The sequence below is a fragment of the Thermodesulfobacteriota bacterium genome (assembly GCA_026415035.1).
In the GTDB taxonomy this organism is placed as follows: domain Bacteria; phylum Desulfobacterota; class BSN033; order BSN033; family UBA1163; genus RBG-16-49-23.
On the sequence record JAOAHX010000019.1, the window covers coordinates 41402 to 64038 of the forward strand.

Sequence of the window (22637 nt, forward strand, 5' to 3'; positions counted from 1 at the left end):
ATCATCGGGCTGAAGGAGCATACTGGGGGTACTCCTTCGAAAGCCTGATCTTCTGTTTCTCGCAATCGATGCAATATTCCGGATACCGTGCGCCCCCATCGGGAAAGATCGTTACGATCAGACCCTCTCCGATCGCTTCGGCCAGTTTGAGGGAGGCCCAGAAGGCCGCTCCCGAGGAAGGTCCGACCCAGAGCCCCTCCTCCCGGGTGAGGCGCCTGGCCATTTCGAAGGCATCTTCCGTCTTCACGAAGAAGGTGCCATCCAGAAGGCTTTCGTCATAGATGCCCGGCTTGATCGCGGTTTCCATGTGCTTCAAGCCTTCGATCCCATGAAAACCACTGTCCGGCTGTACGCCATAGAGTTTGATGTTGGGGTTGAATTCCCTCAGTCTCCTTCCTGTCCCCATCAAGGTTCCGCCCGTCCCAACCCCAGCCACGAAGTGGGTCACCCTCCCGCCGGTCTGGTAGAAGATTTCGACCCCTGTGGTCTCGTAGTGAGCCTTCCAGTTCGAAGGATTGTTGTATTGATCGGCCTTAAAATAGCGATCCGGGTTGGCCTCGTAGATCTTTCTCGCTTCGATCAGGGCCCCATCCGACCCCAGGATGGGATCGGTATAGACCAACATCACCCCGTAAGACTCCAGCGCCTTCTTCCTCTCCTCGCTGATGTTTGCCGGGACGACCAGTTGAACCCTGTAGCCTTTGACCGCCCCGATCATGGCATAGGCAATCCCCGTATTGCCCGAAGTGGAGTCGAGGATGATCTTGTCCCGGGTCAATAGACCCGATCGCTCCCCATCCTCAATAATCTTATATCCGGCACGGTCCTTTACGGAGCCGCCCGGGTTGAGCCATTCGGCCTTGGCGTAGATCTCAACCTTTCGGAGGTGCCGCGCCAACTGACGGATCTGGATCAAGGGGGTGTTTCCGATCTGGGTGAGAAGGGAGTAACGGTCCTCTTTCCCCTCTCTTTGAACGGATTCCACCGCCTGTTTTAAAGGAAGGGCTTCCATGAGAGCCTCCCATAGTGACAGAAAAATTAAACGATCTCGATCTCCTCGGGATGAACCGTTTCTTCTTTAATTTTATAAGCCCTCACGAGGGGTGGATCCTCTTTCAGGGAAACGATCACCGTGGTCACTTCCGGATAGAAGGCCAGTTCGATGTCCGTTTTCGACGGATAGGGATCCGTATGGGTATGGGAATGGTAGATGGCCACCATCTCCAACCCATCCTTCTCCATTTCGTCGAAGACCTTCAACTGATCCAAAGGCGAAAGGGAGTACCGCGTTGGACTCTGTTCTTGGTTTCGCATTTCGAAGGCCCTCTCGACCCTTCCGTCCCGGCCGGCCAGAATCCCGCAACATTCGAGGGGGGCCTCCCTTTGGGCATGGGCGATCATCCTTTCGTAGATCGTCTTTGGAATCTTCAACACGTTCCGCTCTACTTTTTCGGAGGACCCACTTCGATGGGTTCTTCGCTCCGGCTCCATTCGATCCATGAACCGTCGTAGTTTCTCAACCTCTCCAGGGGGAAACCGATCAGATAGAGACTCACCAAACTGTGAGTCGAACGGACCCCGGAGTGTCAGTAAATATGGACCTCTTTGTCCGGGGTGACCCCGATATCGGCAAAGAGTTTCCGAATCTCCTCGGCCGGCCTCCAGAAGCCCTTGTAAGGCCCTTCCTTGACGAGCACCTCTCTCCACTCGATCCATTTCACGCCTGGGATCCGTCCGGGTTTGGCCGCACCCGTCAGCGCCTCCTCTCCGAGGTATTCCTTGCTCGCCCTCACATCGAGGACCACCTTTTTCGGGTCTTTTAAAGCCCCCCTTACCTCTGGCAAACCGCAGAGAAGGGGCTCGGTCGTGCTGGTCTTTCCCGGGAGTTTGAATGGAGCCGGGCTCGTCGAAGGGGGGACCATCTCGGTCGGATAACCCTTGGCCTTCCATCCCTCCACGCCCCCATCCAATAATTTCATCCGGGAGATCGGGAAACCATAGTAGGCCAAGATCCACCAGAGACGGGCCGCATCCGGTCCATCCGAATAGATCACCAAGGTGTGATGGTTGCTGACCCCGAGCCTAGCCATCAGCTCCTCGATCTGGCGTTGCGGGGCCATCATTCCCGGAAGGGGGTGGTCTTTGTCGGTGATATCGGGCCTCCAAATGTTCACGGCCCCAGGAATATGGCCTGCGAGATACTTTATTTTTTCTCTTACATCGATGATTCGAAGCTCAGGGACCCTCCGATCGATGAGGGCCTTCAATTCCTCGGGCTGAATGATCAGCTCGGGTCGTGCATAGCCACCGTTTGGGACGGCAAAGGCCGAGGATCCCAAGGGCCCCGTTCCAAAAAAGACAAGGGAAAAAAGGATGAAAGGTTTTCCGAAACGCTTTAATAAACACCTCCAATGAGCCATCTTCTTCCGTCCTTTCTCCCCCCATTTAAACCGTGGCCTGTGGATGGCCATCCAACCCACAGGCCTCCTGATAACTGGCGAGCTCTTTGATCACCGGCTTCTCGTTGCAAAGCGGGCAAGAGGGATTCTTCCTGACCGGAAATTGTTTGAACTCTACATCGAGGGCATTGTAAATGAGGAATTGACCGATCAGGGGTTTCCCTATACCGAGGATCAATTTGATCGCCTCCGTGGCCTGAAAAAGTCCAACCTGCCCGGGCACAACTCCCAGGACACCGGCCTCGTTTCAGCTGGGCACGAGCCCTGCCGGAGGAGGCTCGGGGAAAAGACAACGAAGGCAGGGGCCTCCCCGGTTGGGTGCGAAGACGCTCACCTGGCCCTCGAACTGGAAGACCCCTCCGAAAACGAAGGGTTTGCCGGAGAAGAAGGCGGCGTCGTTGACCAGGTATTTCGTGGGGAAGTTGTCCGAACCATCGACGATGATATCGTAGTCCTGAAAGATCCTCATCGCATTCTCGGCGGAGAGCCTTTCCTGATAGGTGATGACCTTGACATCGGGGTTGAGCCTGGCGATGGCCTCTTTCGCGGACTCGGTCTTGGGGCGGCCCACATCCGAGGTGCGATGAAGGATCTGCCGCTGAAGATTCGTCAGGTCGACCCGATCGTCGTCGATGATCCCCAATGTTCCCACTCCGGCCGCAGCCAGATAGATGGCGATCGGACAACCCAGACCTCCTGCTCCGATCAGGAGGACCTTGGCGTTCAGAAGCTTCAACTGCCCCTCCGCTCCCACCTCTTGCAATAGGATGTGGCGGCTATATCGGGAAAGCTGTAAGGAGGTCAACCCCGTATCGCTGGCCACGTCATATCCGGCCTTCTTCCACCCTTCGATCCCCTCCCTCATCGAGGCAACCCGCTTGTAGCCCATCTCTCTCAGCGTCTTGGCCGCCAGGAGGGAGCGGACACCTGCTGCACAATAAACCACCACCGGGGTTTCTTTGTCGGGCAAAAGGGCCTCCGCCTTTTCGGGGAGCTGGGCCCTCGGGATGAAGATCGAATCTTTGAGATACCCCAGGGCCAGCTCCTCCTTTTCCCGGACATCCAAGAGGGCCACCTTTTCCCCCCTCTTGAGCAGTTGGTGGACCTCCTGGATGGACAACTCGGACACGTCTTTGTACTTCTCCTTCAGGGCCTTCCGGAGGAGAGGCCCCGCCACTTTCCAGAAAAGATCTTTGATGGACTGGTTCATATTTTTTTCCTCCCACCGGTGACCCCGGACTCAGACCACGACATCCTTTTCGACGGGCTCAACCTTGACCCCAATTCCCTTTAAATATTCGAGGGCCTTTAAGTACTCTTCCTCCTCTCCGTCGATCTCCAGGGTGACCCAACCCACGTTCTCGGTGACGTTGGCACTCCGAATGTTCGTGACGATTTTGAAAAGATGGCCGATCTTGTAGATAACAGGCTCCTGGATCTTTTCGGGAGGAAAGGTGAGCGTGACCTTCCTTTTCAGGGTGGTCCCTCCCGCGATGGCCGGGATGATGGAGATCTGATCCCCGTCTTTGACAGGGGTCTCAAGGTTTTGGATGAAGCGGATATCCTCTTCGTTCACATAGATATTGATGAACCGCCTCAGCTCCCCTTGCTCATCCTTCAGCCTCTCTTTGAGGCCGGGATAGGTCTCAATGAGCCAATCGATCACCTCACCGACGGTCTTCCCGTCGGCGGAAAGAACGTCCTGTTCCCCGGTCAACCTCTTGAGTGGGGTGGGTATTCTCACACGGATGCTCATCTCTCCCTCCTCTTTAAATCGAAACCTGAATCGGGTTCTCTCGCCCCTTTTTCTGCTGGGGTTCCACGATCTTCTCAAATTCGGAAAACTTGGCCGATATGACGACAGGGCGACCTACCCTGTCCTGGATCGCCTCCTGGGTCTTTAACCCATTTCCGGTGATGGAAATGAGGATCGACTCGTCTTTTGGGATGACCCCCTTTTCGATCAACTTCTTCGTGACCCCCACCGTCACGCCTCCTGCGGTTTCGGTAAAGATCCCCTCGGTGCGTGCCAACAGTTTCATGGCCTCCACGATCTCTTCATCGGTGACGTCTTCGGCCATCCCGCCCGATTCCCGGATGGTCTTCAGGGCGTAGTAGCCATCTGCGGGGTTCCCGATGGCGAGGGATTTGGCGATGGTTCTTGGCCTCTGAGGCCTGATCCAATCGATTCCCTCCTTGAAGGCGGCGACGATCGGATTCGACCCGGCTGCCTGAGCCCCATAGATTTTGCACTGAACGGAATCGATCAGGCCGAGCGTGGCCAATTCATTGAAACCTTTCCAGATCTTCGTGATAAGGGATCCGCCCGCCATCGGCACGACGATATGCTTCGGGGTCTTCCAGCCCAACTGTTCCGCAATTTCGTATCCGTAGGTCTTCGACCCCTCGGCATAGAAAGGCCGCAAATTGATATTGACGAATGCCCATCTGTAATTTTCGCCGATCTCGCTACAAAGCCGGTTCACCTCGTCATAACTCCCTGTGATTCCGATGAGGTTTGTCCCGTAGACCAAAGTGCCGAGAATCTTTCCCTGTTCAAGGTCATGGGGGACGAAGATGTAACTGGTCAGCCCCCCCTCCGCGGCAAGGGCGGCTACGGAGTTGGCAAGATTCCCGGTCGAGGCGCACGAAACCACCTCAAAACCGAATTCCTTGGCCTTGGAGATGGCCACCGCAACGACCCGGTCTTTGAAGGAAAGGGTGGGATGATTGACCGCATCGTTCTTCAAATATAGCTCCTTTACCCCGAGGACCTCTGCCAGCCTCTCCGCCCTTTTTAAAGGGGTGAAGCCAACCTCGAGTCCAACGGAGGGTTCCGAATTTAAAGGAAGGAGCTCTCTGTAACGCCACATCGTCTTGGGTCTGGATTCGATCATCTTTCTGTCGAGGTTTCTTTTTATACTTTCATAGTCGTATTCGACCTCCAGGGGACCGAAGCAGAATTCGCATACGTGAACCGGGGCCAACGGAACCTCCCTTTTACACTCCCTACATCTCAATCCTTTGACGTATCCCATATTGTCCACCTTATTAATAAAAATTTTTCTATGAGTTTGTTTATTATTTTTATCGGGTTTTTTTATAAAAATTTGGGGATCCAGGCATACCACCCCGGATCCCCTTTTACATTATCATTGAAAAATTGATACCTTTCCTTCTTCTTGACGGCATGTTACCCCCTCTTTGAAAATGAGGTTAATATAGTTTATAAATTTTGTCAAGATATATTGGAAAAAAATTTTTAAATGTAATACATGACATTTCGGGATTGCTCCTTCTTCAATCCCATCTCCTTGGCTTTTGTACAGAGGTCCTGAATGGTAATTGAATCGAAATACTCCTTCAATCGATCGCCCGCCCCTTTCCATATGATCTCAGTGATGCACTCCCCAGATCTCTTGCAGGGCCTGCTCGAATCCTCAGGATCGACACAGGCGACCGGGTTTATCTCCCCTTCGGTGATTCGGATGATATCCCCGATCGTGATCTCCTCAGGCTTTTTCTTTAAAAAATAGCCTCCGGATGGCCCTCTTTTGCTGCTAATGATCCCCCCTTTTTTCAGCTTCTGGAAGATCTGCTCAATATATCTCGGAGAGATCCCCTCCCTCCTCGAAATGTCCTTGACCTGCGTCTCTAACCCGTCAGAATGATAGGCAATATCGAATATCGCCCTCACTCCATAACGGCTCTTAGTCGATAGCCTCATATTTACACCTTTTTTTGCGTGATTCTAATATAACTTTGTTTATAATATTTGTCAAGATATCCTTGAAAATTTTTAGATGGGGATCAGGCCGGACCTGATCAGCCGCTCGTAATCTTCGAGACGATCCACGTCCCATTTTACAGAAAGCCCCTTCCAAACCCACCCCAACCTGCTTAACCTCTTTTCTGTCTCTTCAAAGACCCTCTCGGATCCCCAATTTATGCCTTCAAAAAGAGCGGGGCTAAACCTGCTCAGCCCGATCAAGACGTATCCCCCATCTTCTGCCGGGCTGAGAACCGCGGAGGCACCCGTTGCCAATAACCGGGCAGCCTCCTTCAAATCCTCCTTGACCAAGGAAGGACAATCTGACNCGATCAGAATGGCCGTGGACCAACTCGTGAAGGTCTCGCGAAATGCGTGGGCCATCCTCTCCCCCAAGTCTCCCCCAACCTGTTGAAAAAGGTGGATGCCAAACCTCTTTTGACACTGATAGAAGAAAGGATGGTCTGTCGTAGGGGTACACCAAAGATCGACGGGTCCCACCTCCGATTCGACAGCCATCTCCAGGGTTTTTATGAGGAGTTTTTCATAAAGCTCGGTTGCGGATTTGACGCCTATAGAGGGGATGAGCCGTGTCTTGACCGACCCTGGGATGGGCGCTTTCGCAAAAACCATCACCTTGCACTTGGTTTGGCATCGGACCATGAGGACCCTCTCAGATCCGGGTAATAGAACCTCACGAGGCGATCGGGGTCCACTCCTAAAAAATAGGCCAACCTGAGGGACCACATCAGGAGGACCGTTCGGAGGTATCCCTTCTCCTCCCATCGCCGGCTCGAGGTGATCACCTTTGTCCTGAGGCAGATGGGCCTGCTCCATTTCTTCAACCTCTTGCTCAGGGCAATGTCCTCCATCAAGTCGATCTCCGGATAGCCTCCGATCGATTCGAAGACCTCCCGCTTCACGAAGATGGCCTGATCGCCGGTGGCAATGCCCGAAAGGCGGGAGCGCCAGTTGATGAGGCGTTCAATGATTCGAAGGACCGGATGGTCACCCGAAAGCCTGAGATCGAAGCGGCCCCAGGGCTTTCCACTCCTCGAAATCGCCTCTTGGATCACACGGTCCGCCCCATCGGGGAGGAGGGTGTCGGCGTGGAGGAAGAGGAGCACCTCTCCGTTGGCCCGTCTTGCTCCTTCGTTCATCTGCCTGCTCCGTCCTCGCCTCGCCACCTCCACCCTGTCGGCCAAAGGAGCGGCGATCTCGGGAGTTCTGTCCTCGCTCCCGCCATCTACGACGATCACCTCGTGGCCAGCTTGGCGGAGGGGTTGGAGGGCCCCGAGCGATTCGGCGACCCCCTTGGCTTCGTTGTAGACAGGGACGATGACAGAAAGCTTCACCTCAGGCTTCCCGTGCAACTGCTCCCCTGGCCTGCGGTACAACCGAAGCAATGTTCTCCGAACCGAATGGGGAGGCCACGGAGGTCCGAATCCTTCAGGTCGGAGAGATGGACCCTCTCCTTTCCCTCCCACTGGATCGGTAGACCCAGGGCCTGGTTGAAATCGCAATCGTACACATACCCTTGATAATCTACGCTGATCAAGCTTCGGCACATCACGGAGGCGAGGTTCTCTTGGCAGTGGCTTCTCCGAAGGAGGTCCAGATAATCTGACCGTACCCCTTTCGCTGTGAGCAGGCCGTTGAAGCGGCGGATGGGCATGTTGGCCAGGGCGTAGAGGCGGTTGAAGACGATCCCGTAACGGTCCCACAACGCCTTACGGTATTCCTGTTCAAGGAGGGTCTGGGAAGGAGGGAGGAAGGGACCTAAAGGGTTGTAGACCAGATTCAGGGCCAATCCCGATCCCTCCTTGCCATACCCCAGATGATTGAGCCTCTTCAGGGCCCGGAGGCTTTTCTGGAAGGTCCCTTTCCCACGCTGATGGTCCACGTTCTCCTCCAGATAGCAGGGGAGAGAGGCAATGATTTCGACGCCTTGCTCGGCCAGAAAGAACTCCAATCCTTCGGCCTCCGGTTCTTCAAGGACGGTGAGGTTACAGCGGTCGATGACGTGGACGCCCAAGGCCCGAGCCGAACGGATTAGGTGACGGAAATGGGAATGGAGTTCTGGCGCTCCGCCCGTGAGATCCAGGGTTTTGACCCGGGAGGTGAGGAGAAAATCGAGCACCTGATCGACGGTGGTTCGATCCATCATCTCCGTCCTCTCCGGCCCGGCATCGTGGTGACAGTGAAGGCATCTCTGATTGCATCGGTAGCCCAGGTTGACCTGCAGGACATCGAGATCGGTTCGGTAGAGAGAAGGAAAATCAACCATCGGTTGCTCCATTCTTCATCGCCTTGAGGGGTCGATATCTTTTGACCAATACGGGAAAAAGCGCGAAGAGGCCCAGGAGGAGGAAGGCGCTCAGGGTTTTGAAGGAGAGGAGCTGGTCGGGAGAGTCGATCTGGCCGAGCGATCGGCCTAAGTTGGTGAAGACGAAGGCCCCGGGGAGGATGCCTATGGCCGTGGCCAGCACATAGGTCTGGATTTTGATGGGCGTGAAGGCCGTGGCGAGATTGACGAGCCAGAAGGGAAATAAAGGGACGAGTCGCATAAAGAGGAGGTAATGGAAGTCGTTCTGATGGAACTCAGAGACCATTCGTTGGAGTCTCCTCCCCATCCTCCTCTGAACGAAGTCGGCCAGGACATAGCGGGCCGCCAAAAAGACGAGGGTGGCCCCCAGGGTCGCGGAAACGAGGATGATCGCCACTCCGACCCAAAGGCCGAAGAGAAACCCGATCGCAAGCGAGAGGGGCGTAGCGACGGGGAGGCTCAAGGCGGTCGAAACCGTGTAAAGGGTCAGGGCGCCAAGGAGCAAGGGCCAGTAATGGTGTTGGGTGTAGAAAAGGAGCCTATCCCGGTTGGCCTTGATCGTGGAGAAGTTCAAATACCGGTCGCCTCCCAACAGGAAGAAGGCCAAAAAACCACCTGCGAAGAGTGAAAGGACGATCCATTTTTTCCATGGAATGGGTGGTTTCATGCCCCCTGCCCATCGACCAGCCGGCCATCCCGGAGCCGGATCGTCCTCGAGCAATAAGCCGCATTCTCGGGGTTGTGCGTGACCATGACGATCGTCTGCCCCTCTCCATTGAGGCCCTTGAAGATCTCCATGACTTCTTTCCCGGTTCTCGAATCGAGGTTGCCCGTCGGCTCATCCGCCAGGAGAATGGGTGGAGAGTTGACCAGCGCCCGGGCAATGGCCACCCGCTCTTGCTCCCCTCCCGAAAGCTGATCCGGAAGCCTCTTCTCTTTTCCTTTCAACCCCATTCGGATTAAGATCGCCTCCGCCATCTTCTCCTGCTCACGATGGGGCCTCCCGGTGATGGACAGAGGGAGCATCACATTCTCGATCACATTGAGATAAGGGATTAATTGAAAGGATTGAAAGACGAAGCCCACATACTCCCTCCGGAAATCGGCAAGGCCCTCTTGGGAGAGCCGATGGAGATGAATCCCATCGACCACGACCTCTCCCGTTGTGGGGTGGTTGAGGCCTCCCAGGATCGTCAGCAAGGTCGATTTCCCAGAGCCCGAAGGACCCATCACGGCGACGAACTCCCCCTTTTCGATTCGGAGATGAATGTCCTGAAGGGCGTGAACCTTCTCGGCTCCGCTCTCGTAACGTTTGGAAAGACCTCGGACCTCGATCAGGCTCACCTCGCCAATCTCCCTTGGGACCCTTAAAGCGCCCTCAGGGCTTCTGTGGGATCCATCTTTGAGGCCTTGAGGGCGGGGTAAAGGCTTGAAAGGACGCCGATGAGTCCGGAAAACGAGATGGCCCCGGTGAGCAGGACGGGGTTAAAGGCCCCACCGATCTCCTTCAGACCGAGGACGGAGGGACCGACGGCCCGAGAGATCCCGGACCCTATGAGGTAACCGATCGCGCCGGAGATCATTCCGACGAGGAGGGCCTCGAAGAAGATCATCCGAATGATATGGGACTTTCGAAAGCCGATCGCCCGAAAGATTCCGATCTCCCTTCTCCGCTCGTTGACCGAGGCCATCATATTCGTAAAGACGATCAACGCACCGATGAGAAGGACGAGGAAGGAGAGGCCCACGGAGAATTTTTTGAAATGATCGAGGGTCTCCATCTTCGTCTGCAGAGTCTGTTTGATCGCCATCACTTTGGCATGGGGCAATTGCTTCGATATCTGATTCACGATCTCCTCGATCGGGCAGGTGTTGCAAAGGGCGGAGACTTCGATCAGGCTGAGGCCCTCGGGCTGATTCAGGACCTCTTGGACCAAACGGAGAGGTCCGTAGATGAAAAAGTCGTCCTTAGAGCCGGTCTCCTCAAGGATTCCCGAAACCCTCAGCTTCCGCTGGTGGAGGGCCAATTCATCGCCGGGAGATTTGAAAAGTCTAACGGCCACTTCGCTTCCGAGCAGGACTTCCCCGTCCTGTTTGGGCAGTTCCCCCCTCACCTTCCACCACCTTTTGATTCGTCGTTCCTCCAGGAAATCGACGCCCATCAGAGGGAATCTTCTCCCTTCCATTTCAACATGGCCCGCCAGTTTCGGAGAGACCGCCAAGAGGCTCTCCCTCTCCTTGATCCCCCAGATCTGCGGAACATCGGAATTCTTCAGAGGATGGACGTCCACGGCCAACCCTCCGATGACCATCCCTCCGTAGGAGAGGGAGAGGTCCTCCGACCTGGGGAGGATGAGGATATTGGCCCCGAATTCATCCAGTTTTCGTGCGATATCGCCCTCCATCAACCGGGTCACCGAGATCAGGGTGACCACGGTCGTCACCCCGATGGACAAACCGAGGATCAGGAAGAAGACCCTCGCCTTTCGCCTTCTGAGATTGTTGATAGCAATGTCCCTGAGCCTCATCCCCTCAGACCCTTGGTCTCCATTCCAAAATGGCCTTCTCCTCGATCACGATCCAATCCCCTTCCAGGGAACTTGGAATGATCTCCGGTGGATATTCCATACATCCCCCACGGATCCCCCTGTGGGTCCCGATCTCCCACTCCGTATCACAGGCATTGCAGACGAGCTTCTGGTCCTGGATCCGAAAGCGCGTCGATCGGCAGGGCTCGCACAGGCTGATCCCGGTCACCACCCGGCCCGCCATCGTCAGATAAGCATAGAGGGGGACCCTCAGCCCATTTCCCTCATATTCGAACCAGACCATCTTCTTCTCCTTCAACGTCTGGAGGGGAAGGAGAATCTTTCCATTTTCCACTTTCACTTGAACCTCTGCCATCCGGATCGTCTGGCCGCGATAGTCAAGCTTCTCGGTTACCCTGGGTTGAGAAGGACCGGGGTCGCGTCTCCCCGATAAAATGCCGTAAGCCACCCCCGTAAGAAGGAGGGCGGCCCCGAGCAGGAGGAGATAGGTCCATGCCGGTCTTCTCCTCTTTTTTCCCAGGACCTTCTCCCTTTTCTCTTGAAAGATAGATTCGTTCTCCATCCCTTTCCCTTCCTTCCTCCCCCCTATCGTCGGTGAAGATCATTCGGAAATCATCAGCCTCTGAATCTCATCTCCTCCAAGGGGTGAGACAGAGAGTTGACCTCTCTCTTCACCCTTCACTCTCCAAAATTGGACCTCACCCCTTTCCAAATCCCTTCCCTTGCTGTATCGAAGGGTAATGGCAGCCGCAAGCTCGATCTCCCTTCTTTCCGGCCCCCCCCTCAGCAACGAGAGCGGCCCTGGGAACCTTACGGTCTTCAACAGGAGATCCCCCGGCAGGGAAAAGGTCTGGACCTTCTGATTCTCCTCTTCGTTCCGTCCGACCACCAGCTTCACCTTCGGGGAGAGCCGAAAATGCCTTCCGAATTTGAGCAGGTGGACATCGTTGAGGGTGAAATCAGGATCGCAGGCCATCAGGTCCCTCAGCCGTTTGGAGAAGATCGGGTCGGTCAGAAGACAACCCCCTGCGGGACAGGGATAATCCTTGATCCGATACTGATCGGCCAATTGGATTTGTGGCTTCCTGGAACGGCCCTGGATACTCAACAGCTTCTGCCGATCAACCCATCCCTCCCTCTCCGGAATCGTGACGGGCAAGAATTGGGCCGAGAGGGGACGGAGGATCAGCCCTTCCAGGCCCGCTTCTTTTTCGATTAAACGCATGGCCTCCCTTCGCTGAGACATGGGCCTCTGGCCGAGGACCTCGCCGGTGACAATGAAAGAGGCCCCCGCCTCGGCCATGTAGGCCTTCGCCTTCTTCAACATGAAGATGCGACAATCGATGCACGGGTTCATGTTGCTTCCGTATCCGTGCTTGGGATGCCGGACGACCTCTAAATACTCTTCGGAGACGTTAAAGACCTTCAACGGAATACCCAAGGTCTCGACCGCCTTCTGGGAGGCCAGGCAGGTGGCCCCCCTGTTCGTGCAGGTGCAGAACACGGTCATAAAGTTGAGGGCCTCCAGCTCGATCCCTTGATCCAAAACGATCCTGGCGGCAAGGGTGCTGTCGAGCCCTCCGGAAAGGAGGGCGATCGCCTTCATTTCAATACCTCGTTCATCGAACCTGAACGAAACCCCTGCAAGTCGAGGGTCACATAACGATACCCGAGCCCTTTGAGCCGTTCGACCACTCGATCCCTGAAGGTCTCGTCCAAAAAGTTTCCGATCTCCTCTCTGTAGACTTCGATTCTTGCAAGATCTCCGTAATGTCGGACCCGCACCTGTCTGAAGCCCAGACCGATCAGGAACTCCTCTGCCTCGCCGACCCTCCTTAGGCCCTCTTCGGTGATCCGCTCGCCATACGGAAATCGTGAGGCCAGGCAGGCAAAGGAGGGCTTCTCCCAGGTCGGCAAACCGAGTTGTTTGGAGGCCTCCCTCACTTCCGATTTTGTGAAGGAGGCCTCGAGGAGAGGGCTTCTTATATTCAATTCCCTGAGGGCCCTCTTGCCAGGCCGGTGGTCGGCTTCGTCATCGAGCGTCGAACCTTCGACGATGTGACGGATCTCAAAATTTGCGGCCACCTTTTTCACCTCTTCGAAAAGTCCCTTTTTACAAAGATAACAACGATCGACCGGATTTTCCACGAACCCCTCGATCTCCAACTCATTCGATTCAATGAGGAGATGCATCACGCCCATCTCTTTGGCAAGCGCCTCCGCGGCCCGTCGCTCCCTCTCCGGATAGAGCGGGGAAAGGGCGGTGATCGCAAGGACATTCTCCTTTCCCAGGACATCCCTTGCCATCCTGAGGAGAAAGGTGCTGTCCACTCCCCCGGAAAAGGCCACGGCCACCCTTCCCAAGGAACGCATCCGCTCGGCCAACTTCTCCAGTTTTCCCTTAAGCTCCGTTCCCATCCCCCTAAACCCCTAACTTCGAACCTCCTCGATCCATCCTCCCCCCAGCACATAGTCCCCTTCATAAAAGACTGCGGCCTGGCCCGGGGTGATGGCCTTTTGGGGCCTGCTGAATTTCACCTCTGCCGAATCTCTGTTTCGGAGGCGGACCGTGGCCTCCCCCCCTGGGTGATTGTATCGGATCTTGACCTGACAGCGGACCGTAGAGGCCATCTCTTCCGACCGGATCCAGTTGATGGAGCCCGTTAGAAAGGCGTCGTTGAACACCTCCTCTTCCTCTCCAACGATCAGGGCGTTCCTCTCCCGGTCGATCCCTATGACATAGAGGGGTCTCCCTTTGGCCAAACCGAGGCCTCTTCTCTGACCGATCGTATAGAAGGCGATCCCCTTGTGCGTCCCCAAAACCTCTCCCTTGCGATTGAGGATCGGCCCTGGGCCGGCCGCCTCCTTCAGCCTCTCCTTCAAAAAGGGATGGTAGGTGGTGTCTCGGATGAAGCAGACCTCCTGACTTTCCGGTTTGTCATGGACCCGGAGCCCTGCTTCGAAGGCCATCCTCCTCACCTCCTCCTTCCGAAACGATCCGAGCGGAAAGAGGATATGGCGCAACTGCTCCTGCTTGAGACCGAAGAGGACGTAAGACTGATCCTTCTTTTGGTCCACCCCCCGTTTCAGGAGGTGGCGCCCCTCCTTCTCGTCGAATTCCAACCTTGCATAATGGCCCGTGGCGAGATAGTCGGCCCCCATCTCCAGGCCTTTTTCCAACAAGGCCCCGAACTTCAACCTCTCGTTGCAGAGGATACAGGGATTGGGGGTCCTCCCCTCCTGGTACTCCCGGCAGAAGTAGTCGACAATCTCCTTCTCGAACTCCTCCCTCAACGGGATGACGTAAAAGGGGAACCCCAACTGAAGGGCGACCCTCCTCGCATCCTCGATATCGGAAAGGCCACAACACCTGGAGGGGCCCGTCTCCCTTGTTTCGAGCGAGCCGATACACATCGTGGCCCCGATCACTTCATATCCCTGCTGTTTGAGAAGCCATGCCGCGGTGCTCGAATCGACCCCCCCGCTCATGGCCACCAGAACTCTCCTCTTCAAAACAGGATCTCCATCGCCTGATAAGGGCAGACCGGGATGCAGAGTTCGCAGGCAATGCACTTATCCCGGTTGAAGAAGACCTCCATCGTCTCCCGGTTCACGTCCAAGGCCTTCGGAGGACAGATCGAGACGCAGGCCGTGCAGTGGGTGCAGCGATCCCCGTACCACCGGACATCCTGGGCCAGCGGTTGTACCTCGACGCCGATCTCCTTCACATAAGCAAGGCCCGCCTCTATGGAGGAGCGCTTGCCCTCCATCTCGAGGACGAGGCGGCCCTCTTCCTTCGGAGTGATCCTGGCCCTCAGGATGTTCACCGTGAGGTCGTACTCCTTGACCAGTTTTGAGATGACCGGCTGGTCGACTAAATTGGGCGGATAATTGAAGACGACTCGTTTCTTCTGCATCGCACTCCCCTTTCCCAGGATGAACCCCCCGTCCTCTTTGGCTTCCTCCCGCTCATCTCCTCTTGATCGGTCTCTCTTTAAAAGGTTTGAAGACGATCCCGGAATCCACCGAAGGGAGAAGCTCCACCGGTTGGGTCAAAAAGAACTTGCCCGAGGCGATCCACTCCTTCAGGATCCGGGCGATCTCCCTTGCCTTGAGATAGCTCGATAGTCCCGAGGTGGGGACTTCCTTCCCTTGAACCACGATCTTTCCGCTCTTCAACTGTTTATAGTTGACCTCGCCCAGACTGCCGGGGATCATCTGAGGATAGGCCTCGCTATAATCGACCACCGGAGCCCAGATCTCCTCGTCCTTCACCAGGGTATAACTTAAGATCTCCTCGTCGAGGATAGGGATGGGAATGCCGAGGCCCACGGTGAGCGTCACCCCGTATCCGGTAAAGGAGGTTCCCCTGAGCCATCTCGGACTCATCATCTTCAGATCCCCTTTGACAGATAGGGTGCCGGCGGCCATCCTGGGAACCCCTTTCTCTGTTCTGGGGACATTGGGATTGTGCTGGGTTCCGCTCCCTACCACATACCCGATGCCTCCTCCCAAGAAGATCCGGGTGCCGATCCCGATCGTCCGGTAGTACGGATCGTTGAGGAGAGGACTCAGCTGACCCGCGCTGCAGTAATTGGCGTTTCCCAGTTTGGGCTGAAGCACCCCCATATAAGTGTAGATCACCCGGTCGGAGAGGTTGACGGCCACATTGTAATTCTGATAGGCATTCCTCATGTTGAAGAGAACGGCTTCATTCATATCCTTCAGGGAGACATAGGTCTCCAGGGTCTTCCTGGGATAGCAGTCCGTGCCGTAAGCGGTCGCGGTCAACCGAACATCCTTTCCCGCCACCAGTTCTTCGATGACGTGGCCTCCCCCATACGAAAATTTACCCGGATAGATCCTGTTCCTCGGATCATCATCGGGCATGGCCGTCGCGCCCAAATAGAAGTCGACCGCGGCCAGACCGGTATAGACCGGCACGTCGTTCAGATAGGTCTTCCCTCCGCCCAATTTGATCCTCGGCTTCGTATGGCCCAAATTGAAATAGGCGCCGGAGGAGCACATCGGGCCGAAGGTTCCCGTGGTCACGACGTCCACCTCCTGGGCCGCCCGCTTCACCCCTTTTTCGGCGGCATAGTCGATGATCTCCTCCGCGGTCAAGACGACCACCTTCCCCTTCCGAATCTTTTCGTTGATCTCTTCGATGTCCTTCGCCATAACCCTCCTCCGGTCGGTCTATTTTCGGCCGACGAACCCCCTGGTGCTGAGATATCTCTCCCCGGTATCCGGCAGGATGACCACGACCCTCTTCCCTCGAGATTCGGGCCTTCGGGCCACCTCGATGGCCGCCCATGCGGCCGCCCCCGAAGAGATCCCGGCCAACACCCCTTCCTCCCTGGCCAGCCGTTTCGCGAAATCGATGGCCTGTTCGTCCGATACACGGATGACCTCGTCGATGAGATCGACCCTCAAGACCTCCGGGATGAACCCGGCTCCAATTCCCTGGATCTTATGCAATCCCGGTTTGCCTCCCGAAAGCACGGGAGAACTCTCCGGCTCAACCGCGATCGCTTTCAATTCGGGGTTCTTCCCTTTCAGGACCTCGGCCACTCCGGTGATCGTTCCCCCTGTTCCCACACCGGCCACGAAGATATCGATTCTCCCCTCCGTATCCTCCCAGATCTCCTGGGCCGTCGTCCTACGGTGGATCTCCGGATTGGCGGGATTCTTGAATTGTTGGAGGATGAGATATCGGGGGTCCTTCTTCGCCATCTCTTCCGCCATCCTCACCGCCCCGGCCATGCCTTCGTTACCCGGAGTCAGGATTACCTCGGCCCCAAACAACCTGAGAAGATGGACCCGTTCTTCCGACATCGTTTCGGGCATGGTCAAGATCAACGGATATCCTTTCGAGGCACAGACGAAGGCCAGGGCGATACCGGTATTTCCGCTGGTCGGTTCGATGAGGATCGTATCCTTCTGGATCAACCCCGCCCTTTCGGCCGCCTCGATCATCGATATGCCGATGCGGTCCTTTACGCTCCCACAGGGATTGAAGGACTCCAATTTGGCCACCACCTCGGCCTCGCACCCCTCGGCGATCCTCTTGAGCCTCAATAAGGGGGTACGGCCTACCAATTCGGAAATGGAATCGGCTATTTTTGCCATCCTCCCCAAAGCTCCCTTAAATTCGATTTCCTTTTTCCCCCTCGGAAAAGACTCATATCTGGTACATGGGAGGAGACTTCTCCTCTCTCTCCTTTCTCCTCCTGAGCATCTCCTCAAAGGTGATCGCGCTGAAGACCTTTTCGAGGGCCTCCGATGCCTCTTTCCAGATGTCCCGGGTGATGCAGGTGGAAGATTTCGGACAGCTGTCCGGGTCCTTGATGCACTCCACCAGATCGACCGGTCCGTCGAGCACCTTCACCACATCGTTGAGGCTGATCTCCGAAGGGGGCTTTGCAAGCGAATAGCCTCCCTTTGCCCCGCGGATCGCCTTAAGAAGCCCGGCCGATTTGAGCGGGATGATCACCTGCTCCAGATATTTAAGGGAGATGTTCTCTTTTTTTGCGATCTCCTTAAGATCGACCGGCCCCTTTCCGTAATGGGAGGCAAGCTCGAGGATAGCTCTCGTTCCATATCGAATTTTAGTTGATATTCTCATAAGTTAAAAAACTATACTTTTTCTATAGGAATTTTCAAATTCTTAACTCAGAAGTGGCGGCTTGTCAAGAAAGAGGGGCAGGGGCGATGGGAAAAGAGAGGATTAAGCCTCCGACCGTTTGATGAGCGTCAATCTTAAAACCTTTTTGGTCTCTGGGGACACCTTGAACCGTTCATCGATGCGGTGGCCCCCAACCCAGGCAATCGCATGATCGCCTGTGATGAGCAAGGGAATCGCCTGCCGATCGATCCTCGGAACTTTATGGTCGATGAAGAATTCTTTCAACTTCTGGCTTCCCTTCGCTCCGAGGGGTTGAAATCGGTCTCCCGGCCAGAGGTTTCGCACCCGAAGGGGAAGTCGGATTCGGTCAAAATCGAGCAAGGCCACGTTCCCATTGGGATGGGTCGCGATCGGTTCAGCCTTCGGCCAAGGCAGGACCTCGGCCGAGATCTCGGTCGCAATCTCTTGGATATAGGTGGTTCCTGGAACGGAGAGCTCCGTTTCGAAAGGGGGGATGGGATGGGGAAGGCCTCTTTTCAATTCGATGAGGTCATATCGTCTCTCAAAAAGGAGGCCTCCGGAAAGTTGGAGGGAGAAACTGGGCCGAGACATTTTAAGCCGTCCGAGAAGGAGGCCCACCTCAGACCAATCCTCTTCGACCCCATCCCCTTCTTCCCGAACCCGCTCGACGGCCTGCTTTAGGACCCTCCACTGGAGGGCGGGGTGAAGGGATCGAAAATCGGAAAACCTGAAACAGGCCCTCCCCTCTTCTGTCCGGACGATCTGCCGAAAGACCCTTTCGGACTCTCCCTCGATAAAACGGTCTTCTTCGCCTAAGTGGTGAATCGTTTTAAGAATGGCCTTTTTGAAATGGAGGAGATCCCCTCTGGCCAAAAGAGGGATGAGCCTCAAACGGATCCAATTCCGCAGATAATCCTCTTTGAGATTGGATGAATCCGTCAGGTAAGGGATCCGCATCTCCCCGGCATACGCTTCGATCTCCCATTTCCAGATTTCCAAAAGGGGCCGGATCACCCCCTTTTCCCTGAGCGGAAGCATCCCTTTGAGCCCTGTGAGCCCCGAGCCTCTCATCAGCCGTAAAAGAAAGGTCTCCACCTGGTCGTCGGCCTGGTGGCCCAGGGCAATCTTTCCGCCGCCATACTTCTTCAAGAGTTCGCTGAAGAACCGGAATCGAAGCCTTCGGGCTGCTTCCTGGAGGGAGACCTTATGGAGGGTTCGAAAGGTTTTTACATCGAAGGTCTCGTATTCGAAAGGGAGATGGAGCCTTCTGGCCACCTCCTGAACAAGCTCGGCCTCCCTTGGGGATTCATCTGGCCTCAATCCATGGTTGATATGGGCAACGATCAGGGATAAAGAGAGCTCTTCTCGAAGATCATTCAGGAGATGGAGGAGGACCATCGAGTCAACGCCAGCCGATACACCCACGATCAATCGATCGCCTTTTTCGATCAAACGATAGCGATCGATCGTCCTCCTGAACTTTCGCGCAACCTCCGGCGATTTCACATCCTCTTCTCTCCTAAAGGACCAACCCGGATCTCCACTTCGGTGGTGCCGTGCCACTTTTCGGTAATCTTGATCATGCAGGTCTTTTCCGGCTTCGAGAAATTGAGGATCGACTCCTTGCCCTTGAAGCTATTGACCAGCTTCCAGTTGTCCCTCTCCATGTAATAATTGAAAAAATCGATCAGCGAATCGGTATCGATTCTCCACTTTGTGAAGATCAGAATGCCTGCCTTGAACCGAGGCGTCTCGTAGACAAAGGACCTTTTGGGTTGATAATTCAGCTCGGTCGGGACCCGGACATCCTCGAAATGGTAGTAGCGGCCAACCGTCTCCTTCGGCCGGACCGACTCGTCCTTCCTCTCCCTCGCTGTCGTGCCACAACCGGCCCAAACCAGACTGAGGCCGATTAGAAGAGTGATAAAGAGTGCCCGATACGCCCTTAAACCCCTTTTCATTCTTAATACCCTCCTCCAAGGATTTATCTAATCCTTACCACGCTCAACCCTCAAAAAGCAAGAATAAAAAAGGCCCCTTCTGGGGCCTGGGGTCTTCATGTCCGGGAACCCTCCGGTTTAAAATGGTCCTTAATAATCTTCCCTCCGGTTGTCGGCCCCCATCTGCGTGGGGTCAAACAGATCGACGTGGATATAGCCCAGTCTGGGTAAGGGGCCGCTATCGAAGGGGGATGGAAGCTTGGGTTCTTTTACCGCGCCCGAGACGAACTCAAAGGGGAAAACGACCGGCCTGCTTTCGTTACCCGCCTTGTCGATCACCGTGACCTTCACGGTAATGGTCGTCCACTCCCGGAGAAACCCCGTCCTGCTGCTGAAGGTGTTCCACTGGAGATACCCTTTAAACTCCTTCCGATAAGGCCCCTTGAGCATGATCCAATCGGTAGGGTAGTGGCCATAGCCGACCTGGTCGACCTCCACGGCGATCCTCGCCATGTCTCCATCCGGATCGTTTGCGGCGAGGTAGATCTTCCACACATACCCGTAATAACCCCTTTCGATCGCATAAGAAGCGGTAATGACAGGGGGACTTCCTTTTGCCTTCTCTTCAGCCCAAAGGGATGAGACGACCAACACCCCGATGGCTACTACAAACAAAAAACTCACCAGCCCTTTCTTTTTCATCTTCCTTCCCTCCTTCAACTTAAAGATAAGTACGGAGGGCATATTTTGCAAGGTCAAAACCGATGAGGGAGCGGTTTTTTCAAGGCCTCTCCGGCCCTCCTCGCCTCTTCGAAGACCTCCTTGATCGAGACCTTCCGGGCGAGGGCGATCCTCTTGCAGTCCTCGTATTCGGGTGAGAGATTGACCTCCTGACCCTTCCAGCGGGCCAGTTTGTAACGGACCTTTCCGTACTTCGTGGGAATGGTTAAGATTTCTCGTTGGGCACAGCTCCTCTCTTCGATCCTCCACCTCAAGCCGATGGTGCTTGTTTCCCGAATCAGAAAATCGACCAGGAAGGAACGGGCCTCTGGAGGGCAGATCACGGTCAAGAGGACGGCCGGCCGGTTCTTTTTCATCTGGACGGGGGTGAGAAAGACCTCGAGGGCGCCCATCTCGAAGAGCCTTTCCATCACATAATCATAAAGCTGGGGATTCATATCGTCGATGTTCGTCTCCAGAACCGCGACCTCCTCTTTCCTTTCGAACCCATCGTCTGTGCCGATGATCAACCGCAGGAGGTTCGGGTGGGGGAGGTCCGCCTTGCCCGCCCCGTATCCGATCCGCTCCACATTCATCAGGGGCATCCTTCCGAATTCGGACCCAAAGGAGGTCAGAAGCGCGGCCCCGGTGGGGGTGAGGAGCTCTGCCTCGACCCCTGAAGAGTAGATCGGCTTTCCCTCCATCAGCCGGAGGGCTGCTGGTGCGGGCACCGGAAGCAGACCATGTTCGCACTTCACAAAGCCCGTCCCCACATTGACCTTCGACACGTAAACCTTATCGATCCTCATGTTCCGGATCCCCCAAACCGCCCCCACGATATCGACCACCGAGTCAAGCCCACCGATCTCGTGGAAATGGACCTCCTCCATGGGCACCCCATGGATCTTGGCTTCCACCGAAGCAATCTTCCGAAAGACCTCTTTGCTCTCCTCTTTCACCTCAGGTTCCAGACGACTCCGATCGATGATCCGAAAGATCTCCTTCAGGCTCCGGGAATGTCGTCTCTCTTCCTTTCCCACCACAAAAACTTGGGTGGCGGAGATCCCTCCTTTTACGACGCGACGCGCATTGAGGGAGATATTTCTGAGCCCCAGTTTTTTCAACTCATCTCTCAACGCCTTCCGGTTTAAGCCAGCGTCGATCAGAGCCCCGAGGATCATGTCGCCACTTGCCCCTGAGAAACAGTCGAAAAAGGCAATTCTCATCTCCCCCTCCCCTCGATCAATAAGGATCAGGCTTATTATGGGGGACGGATGATTCAAAATCAAACCGATTTTCAACGGGGTATTGACAATCGGAGGGGATAAGGTAAAATTGGGGAGGTTTGGCGGTGTAGCTCAGCTGGTCAGAGCATGCGGCTCATATCCGCAGAGTCCGGGGTTCGAATCCCTGCACCGCCACCATCGATTCCCACCGGAAGCATTACCCATAATCGCCCACCTATCGCTTGGAGACTTCGGCACTCTTCGTAAGCGGAATTTAAACTTATTAAGTTGCACAATCCAACCCCTGAGGCCATTGCTAACAATATTTGTCAAGCTTTGCCTTTTTGTCATCCAGCCCAATCCTTCCATAAATTAAGAATTCAATCCCTTCAAGGAGTTAGAAAGAGGTTTCCCTAACTCGCCCCCGGGCATGACCTTTGCAGATTCCTAATGAGGCATTCAAGATGTCCCGAAGAAAAAATCACCCCCAAGAAGAGCATGAAAATCACGAGAGGTGGTTGGTCTCCTATGCGGACTTCATCACCCTCCTCTTTGCCTTCTTCGTCACAATGTATGCCTGCTCCCGCGCGGACGGACAGAAGATGGGGTCGGCCATCGATTCCTTCCAAAAGGCGTTAGGCTCTGTAATTCCCATTGCCCTTTCCCATAAGGAACCAGGAATCTTCCCGGATAGAGACGTCCCCATCCATTTCAGTCTCACCCCTATCGAAGGGAAGGCCGTCCCCCCCAAGAAAATGGCCTTTGTTAAGATGGCCAAAGAGATCGAAGAGGCGATCCAAAAACTTCCGAACAGCCATGGAGCCTCCATCGCCTCAAACCTGAACGAAAAGATCAAATTCATCCTCGAAGACAGGGGCCTGGTGATCAGGATCTCAGAAGGGGTCTTCTTCAACTCGGGCGAGGCGACGATCCGACAGGAGATGAAGCCGATCCTCGACATCCTGGGCCGGGCCTTCGAGAAGATTTCCAACCCTGTAC

27 protein-coding genes, 1 tRNA gene and 1 pseudogene are annotated in these 22637 nt (G+C 55.3%); 2 read left to right on the top strand and 27 right to left on the bottom strand.

The window, feature by feature from the left end; genetic code table 11:
* Nucleotide 1: 1 nt before the first annotated feature.
* The 27 genes and pseudogenes from N3G78_11155 to larC form a co-directional block, all read right to left on the bottom strand.
* Nucleotides 2–1012: a cysteine synthase family protein gene (locus N3G78_11155; protein ID MCX8118477.1), complete on the bottom strand. Its 1011-nt coding sequence runs from the start codon at nucleotides 1010–1012 to the stop codon at nucleotides 2–4.
* Nucleotides 1013–1038: 26 nt separating this feature from the next.
* Entirely contained in the window at nucleotides 1039–1500 is a 462-nt protein-coding gene (locus tag N3G78_11160) for a M67 family metallopeptidase (GenBank protein MCX8118478.1), read from the bottom strand.
* A gap of 86 nt (nucleotides 1501–1586) precedes the next feature.
* Nucleotides 1587–2339 carry a rhodanese-like domain-containing protein gene (locus N3G78_11165; protein MCX8118479.1) on the bottom strand — a complete coding sequence of 251 codons (753 nt, stop codon included), beginning with the start codon at nucleotides 2337–2339 and terminating at the stop codon, nucleotides 1587–1589.
* A gap of 106 nt (nucleotides 2340–2445) precedes the next feature.
* Nucleotides 2446–2682, bottom strand: coding sequence for a hypothetical protein (locus N3G78_11170; GenBank protein ID MCX8118480.1), 237 nt, complete (start codon nucleotides 2680–2682; stop codon nucleotides 2446–2448).
* Nucleotides 2683–2706: 24 nt separating this feature from the next.
* Nucleotides 2707–3669 (bottom strand): ThiF family adenylyltransferase, encoded by a 963-nt coding sequence (locus N3G78_11175; protein ID MCX8118481.1) that lies wholly within the window; start codon nucleotides 3667–3669, stop codon nucleotides 2707–2709.
* 30 nt (nucleotides 3670–3699) lie between these two features.
* Nucleotides 3700–3966: an NIL domain-containing protein gene (locus N3G78_11180; protein MCX8118482.1), complete on the bottom strand. Its 267-nt coding sequence runs from the start codon at nucleotides 3964–3966 to the stop codon at nucleotides 3700–3702.
* Nucleotides 3943–4215 (bottom strand): annotated as a pseudogene (locus tag N3G78_11185) (MoaD/ThiS family protein). The gene N3G78_11180 and the pseudogene N3G78_11185 overlap by 24 nt, the downstream one beginning before the upstream one ends.
* A gap of 13 nt (nucleotides 4216–4228) precedes the next feature.
* Nucleotides 4229–5497 carry a threonine synthase gene (gene thrC / locus N3G78_11190; protein MCX8118483.1) on the bottom strand — a complete coding sequence of 423 codons (1269 nt, stop codon included), beginning with the start codon at nucleotides 5495–5497 and terminating at the stop codon, nucleotides 4229–4231.
* A 224-nt stretch (nucleotides 5498–5721) separates the two neighbouring features.
* Nucleotides 5722–6186, bottom strand: a complete 465-nt coding sequence (locus N3G78_11195) for an Rrf2 family transcriptional regulator (GenBank protein MCX8118484.1) — start codon at nucleotides 6184–6186, stop codon at nucleotides 5722–5724.
* 72 nt (nucleotides 6187–6258) lie between these two features.
* Nucleotides 6259–6891: a TIGR04282 family arsenosugar biosynthesis glycosyltransferase gene (locus N3G78_11200; protein MCX8118485.1), complete on the bottom strand. Its 633-nt coding sequence runs from the start codon at nucleotides 6889–6891 to the stop codon at nucleotides 6259–6261.
* Nucleotides 6861–7583 carry a TIGR04283 family arsenosugar biosynthesis glycosyltransferase gene (locus N3G78_11205; protein MCX8118486.1) on the bottom strand — a complete coding sequence of 241 codons (723 nt, stop codon included), beginning with the start codon at nucleotides 7581–7583 and terminating at the stop codon, nucleotides 6861–6863. The genes N3G78_11200 and N3G78_11205 overlap by 31 nt, the downstream gene beginning before the upstream one ends.
* Nucleotides 7580–8515 carry an arsenosugar biosynthesis radical SAM protein ArsS gene (gene arsS, locus N3G78_11210; GenBank protein ID MCX8118487.1) on the bottom strand — a complete coding sequence of 312 codons (936 nt, stop codon included), beginning with the start codon at nucleotides 8513–8515 and terminating at the stop codon, nucleotides 7580–7582. The genes N3G78_11205 and arsS overlap by 4 nt, the downstream gene beginning before the upstream one ends.
* The gene (locus N3G78_11215) at nucleotides 8508–9161 is read right to left on the bottom strand and encodes a TVP38/TMEM64 family protein (GenBank protein ID MCX8118488.1); all 654 of its coding nucleotides are present in this window, start codon (nucleotides 9159–9161) and stop codon (nucleotides 8508–8510) included. The genes arsS and N3G78_11215 overlap by 8 nt, the downstream gene beginning before the upstream one ends.
* 56 nt (nucleotides 9162–9217) lie before the next feature.
* On the bottom strand, nucleotides 9218–9898 hold the full coding sequence (locus N3G78_11220) for an ABC transporter ATP-binding protein (GenBank protein ID MCX8118489.1): 681 nt from the start codon (nucleotides 9896–9898) through the stop codon (nucleotides 9218–9220).
* A gap of 23 nt (nucleotides 9899–9921) precedes the next feature.
* Nucleotides 9922–11082 carry an ABC transporter permease gene (locus N3G78_11225; protein MCX8118490.1) on the bottom strand — a complete coding sequence of 387 codons (1161 nt, stop codon included), beginning with the start codon at nucleotides 11080–11082 and terminating at the stop codon, nucleotides 9922–9924.
* A gap of 4 nt (nucleotides 11083–11086) precedes the next feature.
* Entirely contained in the window at nucleotides 11087–11665 is a 579-nt protein-coding gene (locus tag N3G78_11230) for a DUF2318 domain-containing protein (GenBank protein MCX8118491.1), read from the bottom strand.
* Nucleotides 11666–11704: 39 nt separating this feature from the next.
* Complete coding sequence (locus N3G78_11235; GenBank protein MCX8118492.1) at nucleotides 11705–12709, bottom strand: hypothetical protein; 1005 nt, start codon at nucleotides 12707–12709, stop codon at nucleotides 11705–11707.
* Nucleotides 12706–13521, bottom strand: coding sequence for an ATP-dependent sacrificial sulfur transferase LarE (gene larE / locus N3G78_11240; GenBank protein MCX8118493.1), 816 nt, complete (start codon nucleotides 13519–13521; stop codon nucleotides 12706–12708). Before larE ends, N3G78_11235 begins: the two co-directional genes overlap by 4 nt.
* Before the next feature lie 12 nt (nucleotides 13522–13533).
* Nucleotides 13534–14616 carry a tRNA 2-thiouridine(34) synthase MnmA gene (mnmA, locus tag N3G78_11245; GenBank protein MCX8118494.1) on the bottom strand — a complete coding sequence of 361 codons (1083 nt, stop codon included), beginning with the start codon at nucleotides 14614–14616 and terminating at the stop codon, nucleotides 13534–13536.
* A complete protein-coding gene (locus N3G78_11250) occupies nucleotides 14613–15020 on the bottom strand; it encodes a 4Fe-4S binding protein (protein ID MCX8118495.1) in 408 nt (135 codons plus the stop codon). The genes mnmA and N3G78_11250 overlap by 4 nt, the downstream gene beginning before the upstream one ends.
* A gap of 52 nt (nucleotides 15021–15072) precedes the next feature.
* Complete coding sequence (locus N3G78_11255) at nucleotides 15073–16284, bottom strand: homocysteine biosynthesis protein (GenBank protein ID MCX8118496.1); 1212 nt, start codon at nucleotides 16282–16284, stop codon at nucleotides 15073–15075.
* A gap of 18 nt (nucleotides 16285–16302) precedes the next feature.
* Entirely contained in the window at nucleotides 16303–17235 is a 933-nt protein-coding gene (gene cysK / locus N3G78_11260) for a cysteine synthase A (protein ID MCX8118497.1), read from the bottom strand.
* Nucleotides 17236–17287: 52 nt separating this feature from the next.
* Entirely contained in the window at nucleotides 17288–17731 is a 444-nt protein-coding gene (locus tag N3G78_11265) for an Rrf2 family transcriptional regulator (GenBank protein ID MCX8118498.1), read from the bottom strand.
* A gap of 102 nt (nucleotides 17732–17833) precedes the next feature.
* On the bottom strand, nucleotides 17834–19258 hold the full coding sequence (tilS, locus tag N3G78_11270; GenBank protein ID MCX8118499.1) for a tRNA lysidine(34) synthetase TilS: 1425 nt from the start codon (nucleotides 19256–19258) through the stop codon (nucleotides 17834–17836).
* A complete protein-coding gene (locus N3G78_11275) occupies nucleotides 19255–19713 on the bottom strand; it encodes a hypothetical protein (GenBank protein ID MCX8118500.1) in 459 nt (152 codons plus the stop codon). The genes tilS and N3G78_11275 overlap by 4 nt, the downstream gene beginning before the upstream one ends.
* A 129-nt stretch (nucleotides 19714–19842) precedes the next feature.
* Nucleotides 19843–20394 (bottom strand): hypothetical protein, encoded by a 552-nt coding sequence (locus N3G78_11280; GenBank protein MCX8118501.1) that lies wholly within the window; start codon nucleotides 20392–20394, stop codon nucleotides 19843–19845.
* A gap of 53 nt (nucleotides 20395–20447) precedes the next feature.
* On the bottom strand, nucleotides 20448–21638 hold the full coding sequence (gene larC, locus N3G78_11285) for a nickel pincer cofactor biosynthesis protein LarC (GenBank protein ID MCX8118502.1): 1191 nt from the start codon (nucleotides 21636–21638) through the stop codon (nucleotides 20448–20450).
* Between the two features lie 121 nt (nucleotides 21639–21759).
* Between larC and N3G78_11290 the strand changes: the two genes are divergently transcribed.
* Nucleotides 21760–21836: transfer RNA gene (locus N3G78_11290), tRNA-Met, on the top strand.
* A gap of 266 nt (nucleotides 21837–22102) precedes the next feature.
* Nucleotides 22103–22637, top strand: a 535-nt coding sequence (locus N3G78_11295) for a hypothetical protein (protein MCX8118503.1), incomplete at its 3' end; no start/stop codon positions are given.

What these genes read in the sequence shown, in the direction of transcription:
- thrC (MCX8118483.1), bottom strand. Translation starts at nt 5,497, where the DNA reads ATGGGATACGTCAAAGGATTGAGATGTAGGGAGTGTAAAAGGGAGGTT.
- N3G78_11265 (MCX8118498.1), bottom strand. Translation starts at nt 17,731, where the DNA reads ATGAGAATATCAACTAAAATTCGATATGGAACGAGAGCTATCCTCGAG.
- N3G78_11175 (MCX8118481.1), bottom strand. Translation starts at nt 3,669, where the DNA reads ATGAACCAGTCCATCAAAGATCTTTTCTGGAAAGTGGCGGGGCCTCTC.
- N3G78_11195 (MCX8118484.1), bottom strand. Translation starts at nt 6,186, where the DNA reads ATGAGGCTATCGACTAAGAGCCGTTATGGAGTGAGGGCGATATTCGAT.
- N3G78_11255 (MCX8118496.1), bottom strand. Translation starts at nt 16,284, where the DNA reads ATGGCGAAGGACATCGAAGAGATCAACGAAAAGATTCGGAAGGGGAAG.
- N3G78_11225 (MCX8118490.1), bottom strand. Translation starts at nt 11,082, where the DNA reads ATGAGGCTCAGGGACATTGCTATCAACAATCTCAGAAGGCGAAAGGCG.
- cysK (MCX8118497.1), bottom strand. Translation starts at nt 17,235, where the DNA reads ATGGCAAAAATAGCCGATTCCATTTCCGAATTGGTAGGCCGTACCCCC.
- larE (MCX8118493.1), bottom strand. Translation starts at nt 13,521, where the DNA reads ATGGGAACGGAGCTTAAGGGAAAACTGGAGAAGTTGGCCGAGCGGATG.
- N3G78_11250 (MCX8118495.1), bottom strand. Translation starts at nt 15,020, where the DNA reads ATGCAGAAGAAACGAGTCGTCTTCAATTATCCGCCCAATTTAGTCGAC.
- arsS (MCX8118487.1), bottom strand. Translation starts at nt 8,515, where the DNA reads ATGGTTGATTTTCCTTCTCTCTACCGAACCGATCTCGATGTCCTGCAG.
- N3G78_11230 (MCX8118491.1), bottom strand. Translation starts at nt 11,665, where the DNA reads ATGGAGAACGAATCTATCTTTCAAGAGAAAAGGGAGAAGGTCCTGGGA.
- N3G78_11280 (MCX8118501.1), bottom strand. Translation starts at nt 20,394, where the DNA reads ATGAAAAAGAAAGGGCTGGTGAGTTTTTTGTTTGTAGTAGCCATCGGG.
- N3G78_11160 (MCX8118478.1), bottom strand. Translation starts at nt 1,500, where the DNA reads ATGGATCGAATGGAGCCGGAGCGAAGAACCCATCGAAGTGGGTCCTCC.
- larC (MCX8118502.1), bottom strand. Translation starts at nt 21,638, where the DNA reads ATGAGAATTGCCTTTTTCGACTGTTTCTCAGGGGCAAGTGGCGACATG.
- N3G78_11235 (MCX8118492.1), bottom strand. Translation starts at nt 12,709, where the DNA reads ATGAAGGCGATCGCCCTCCTTTCCGGAGGGCTCGACAGCACCCTTGCC.
- N3G78_11155 (MCX8118477.1), bottom strand. Translation starts at nt 1,012, where the DNA reads ATGGAAGCCCTTCCTTTAAAACAGGCGGTGGAATCCGTTCAAAGAGAG.
- N3G78_11275 (MCX8118500.1), bottom strand. Translation starts at nt 19,713, where the DNA reads ATGAAAAGGGGTTTAAGGGCGTATCGGGCACTCTTTATCACTCTTCTA.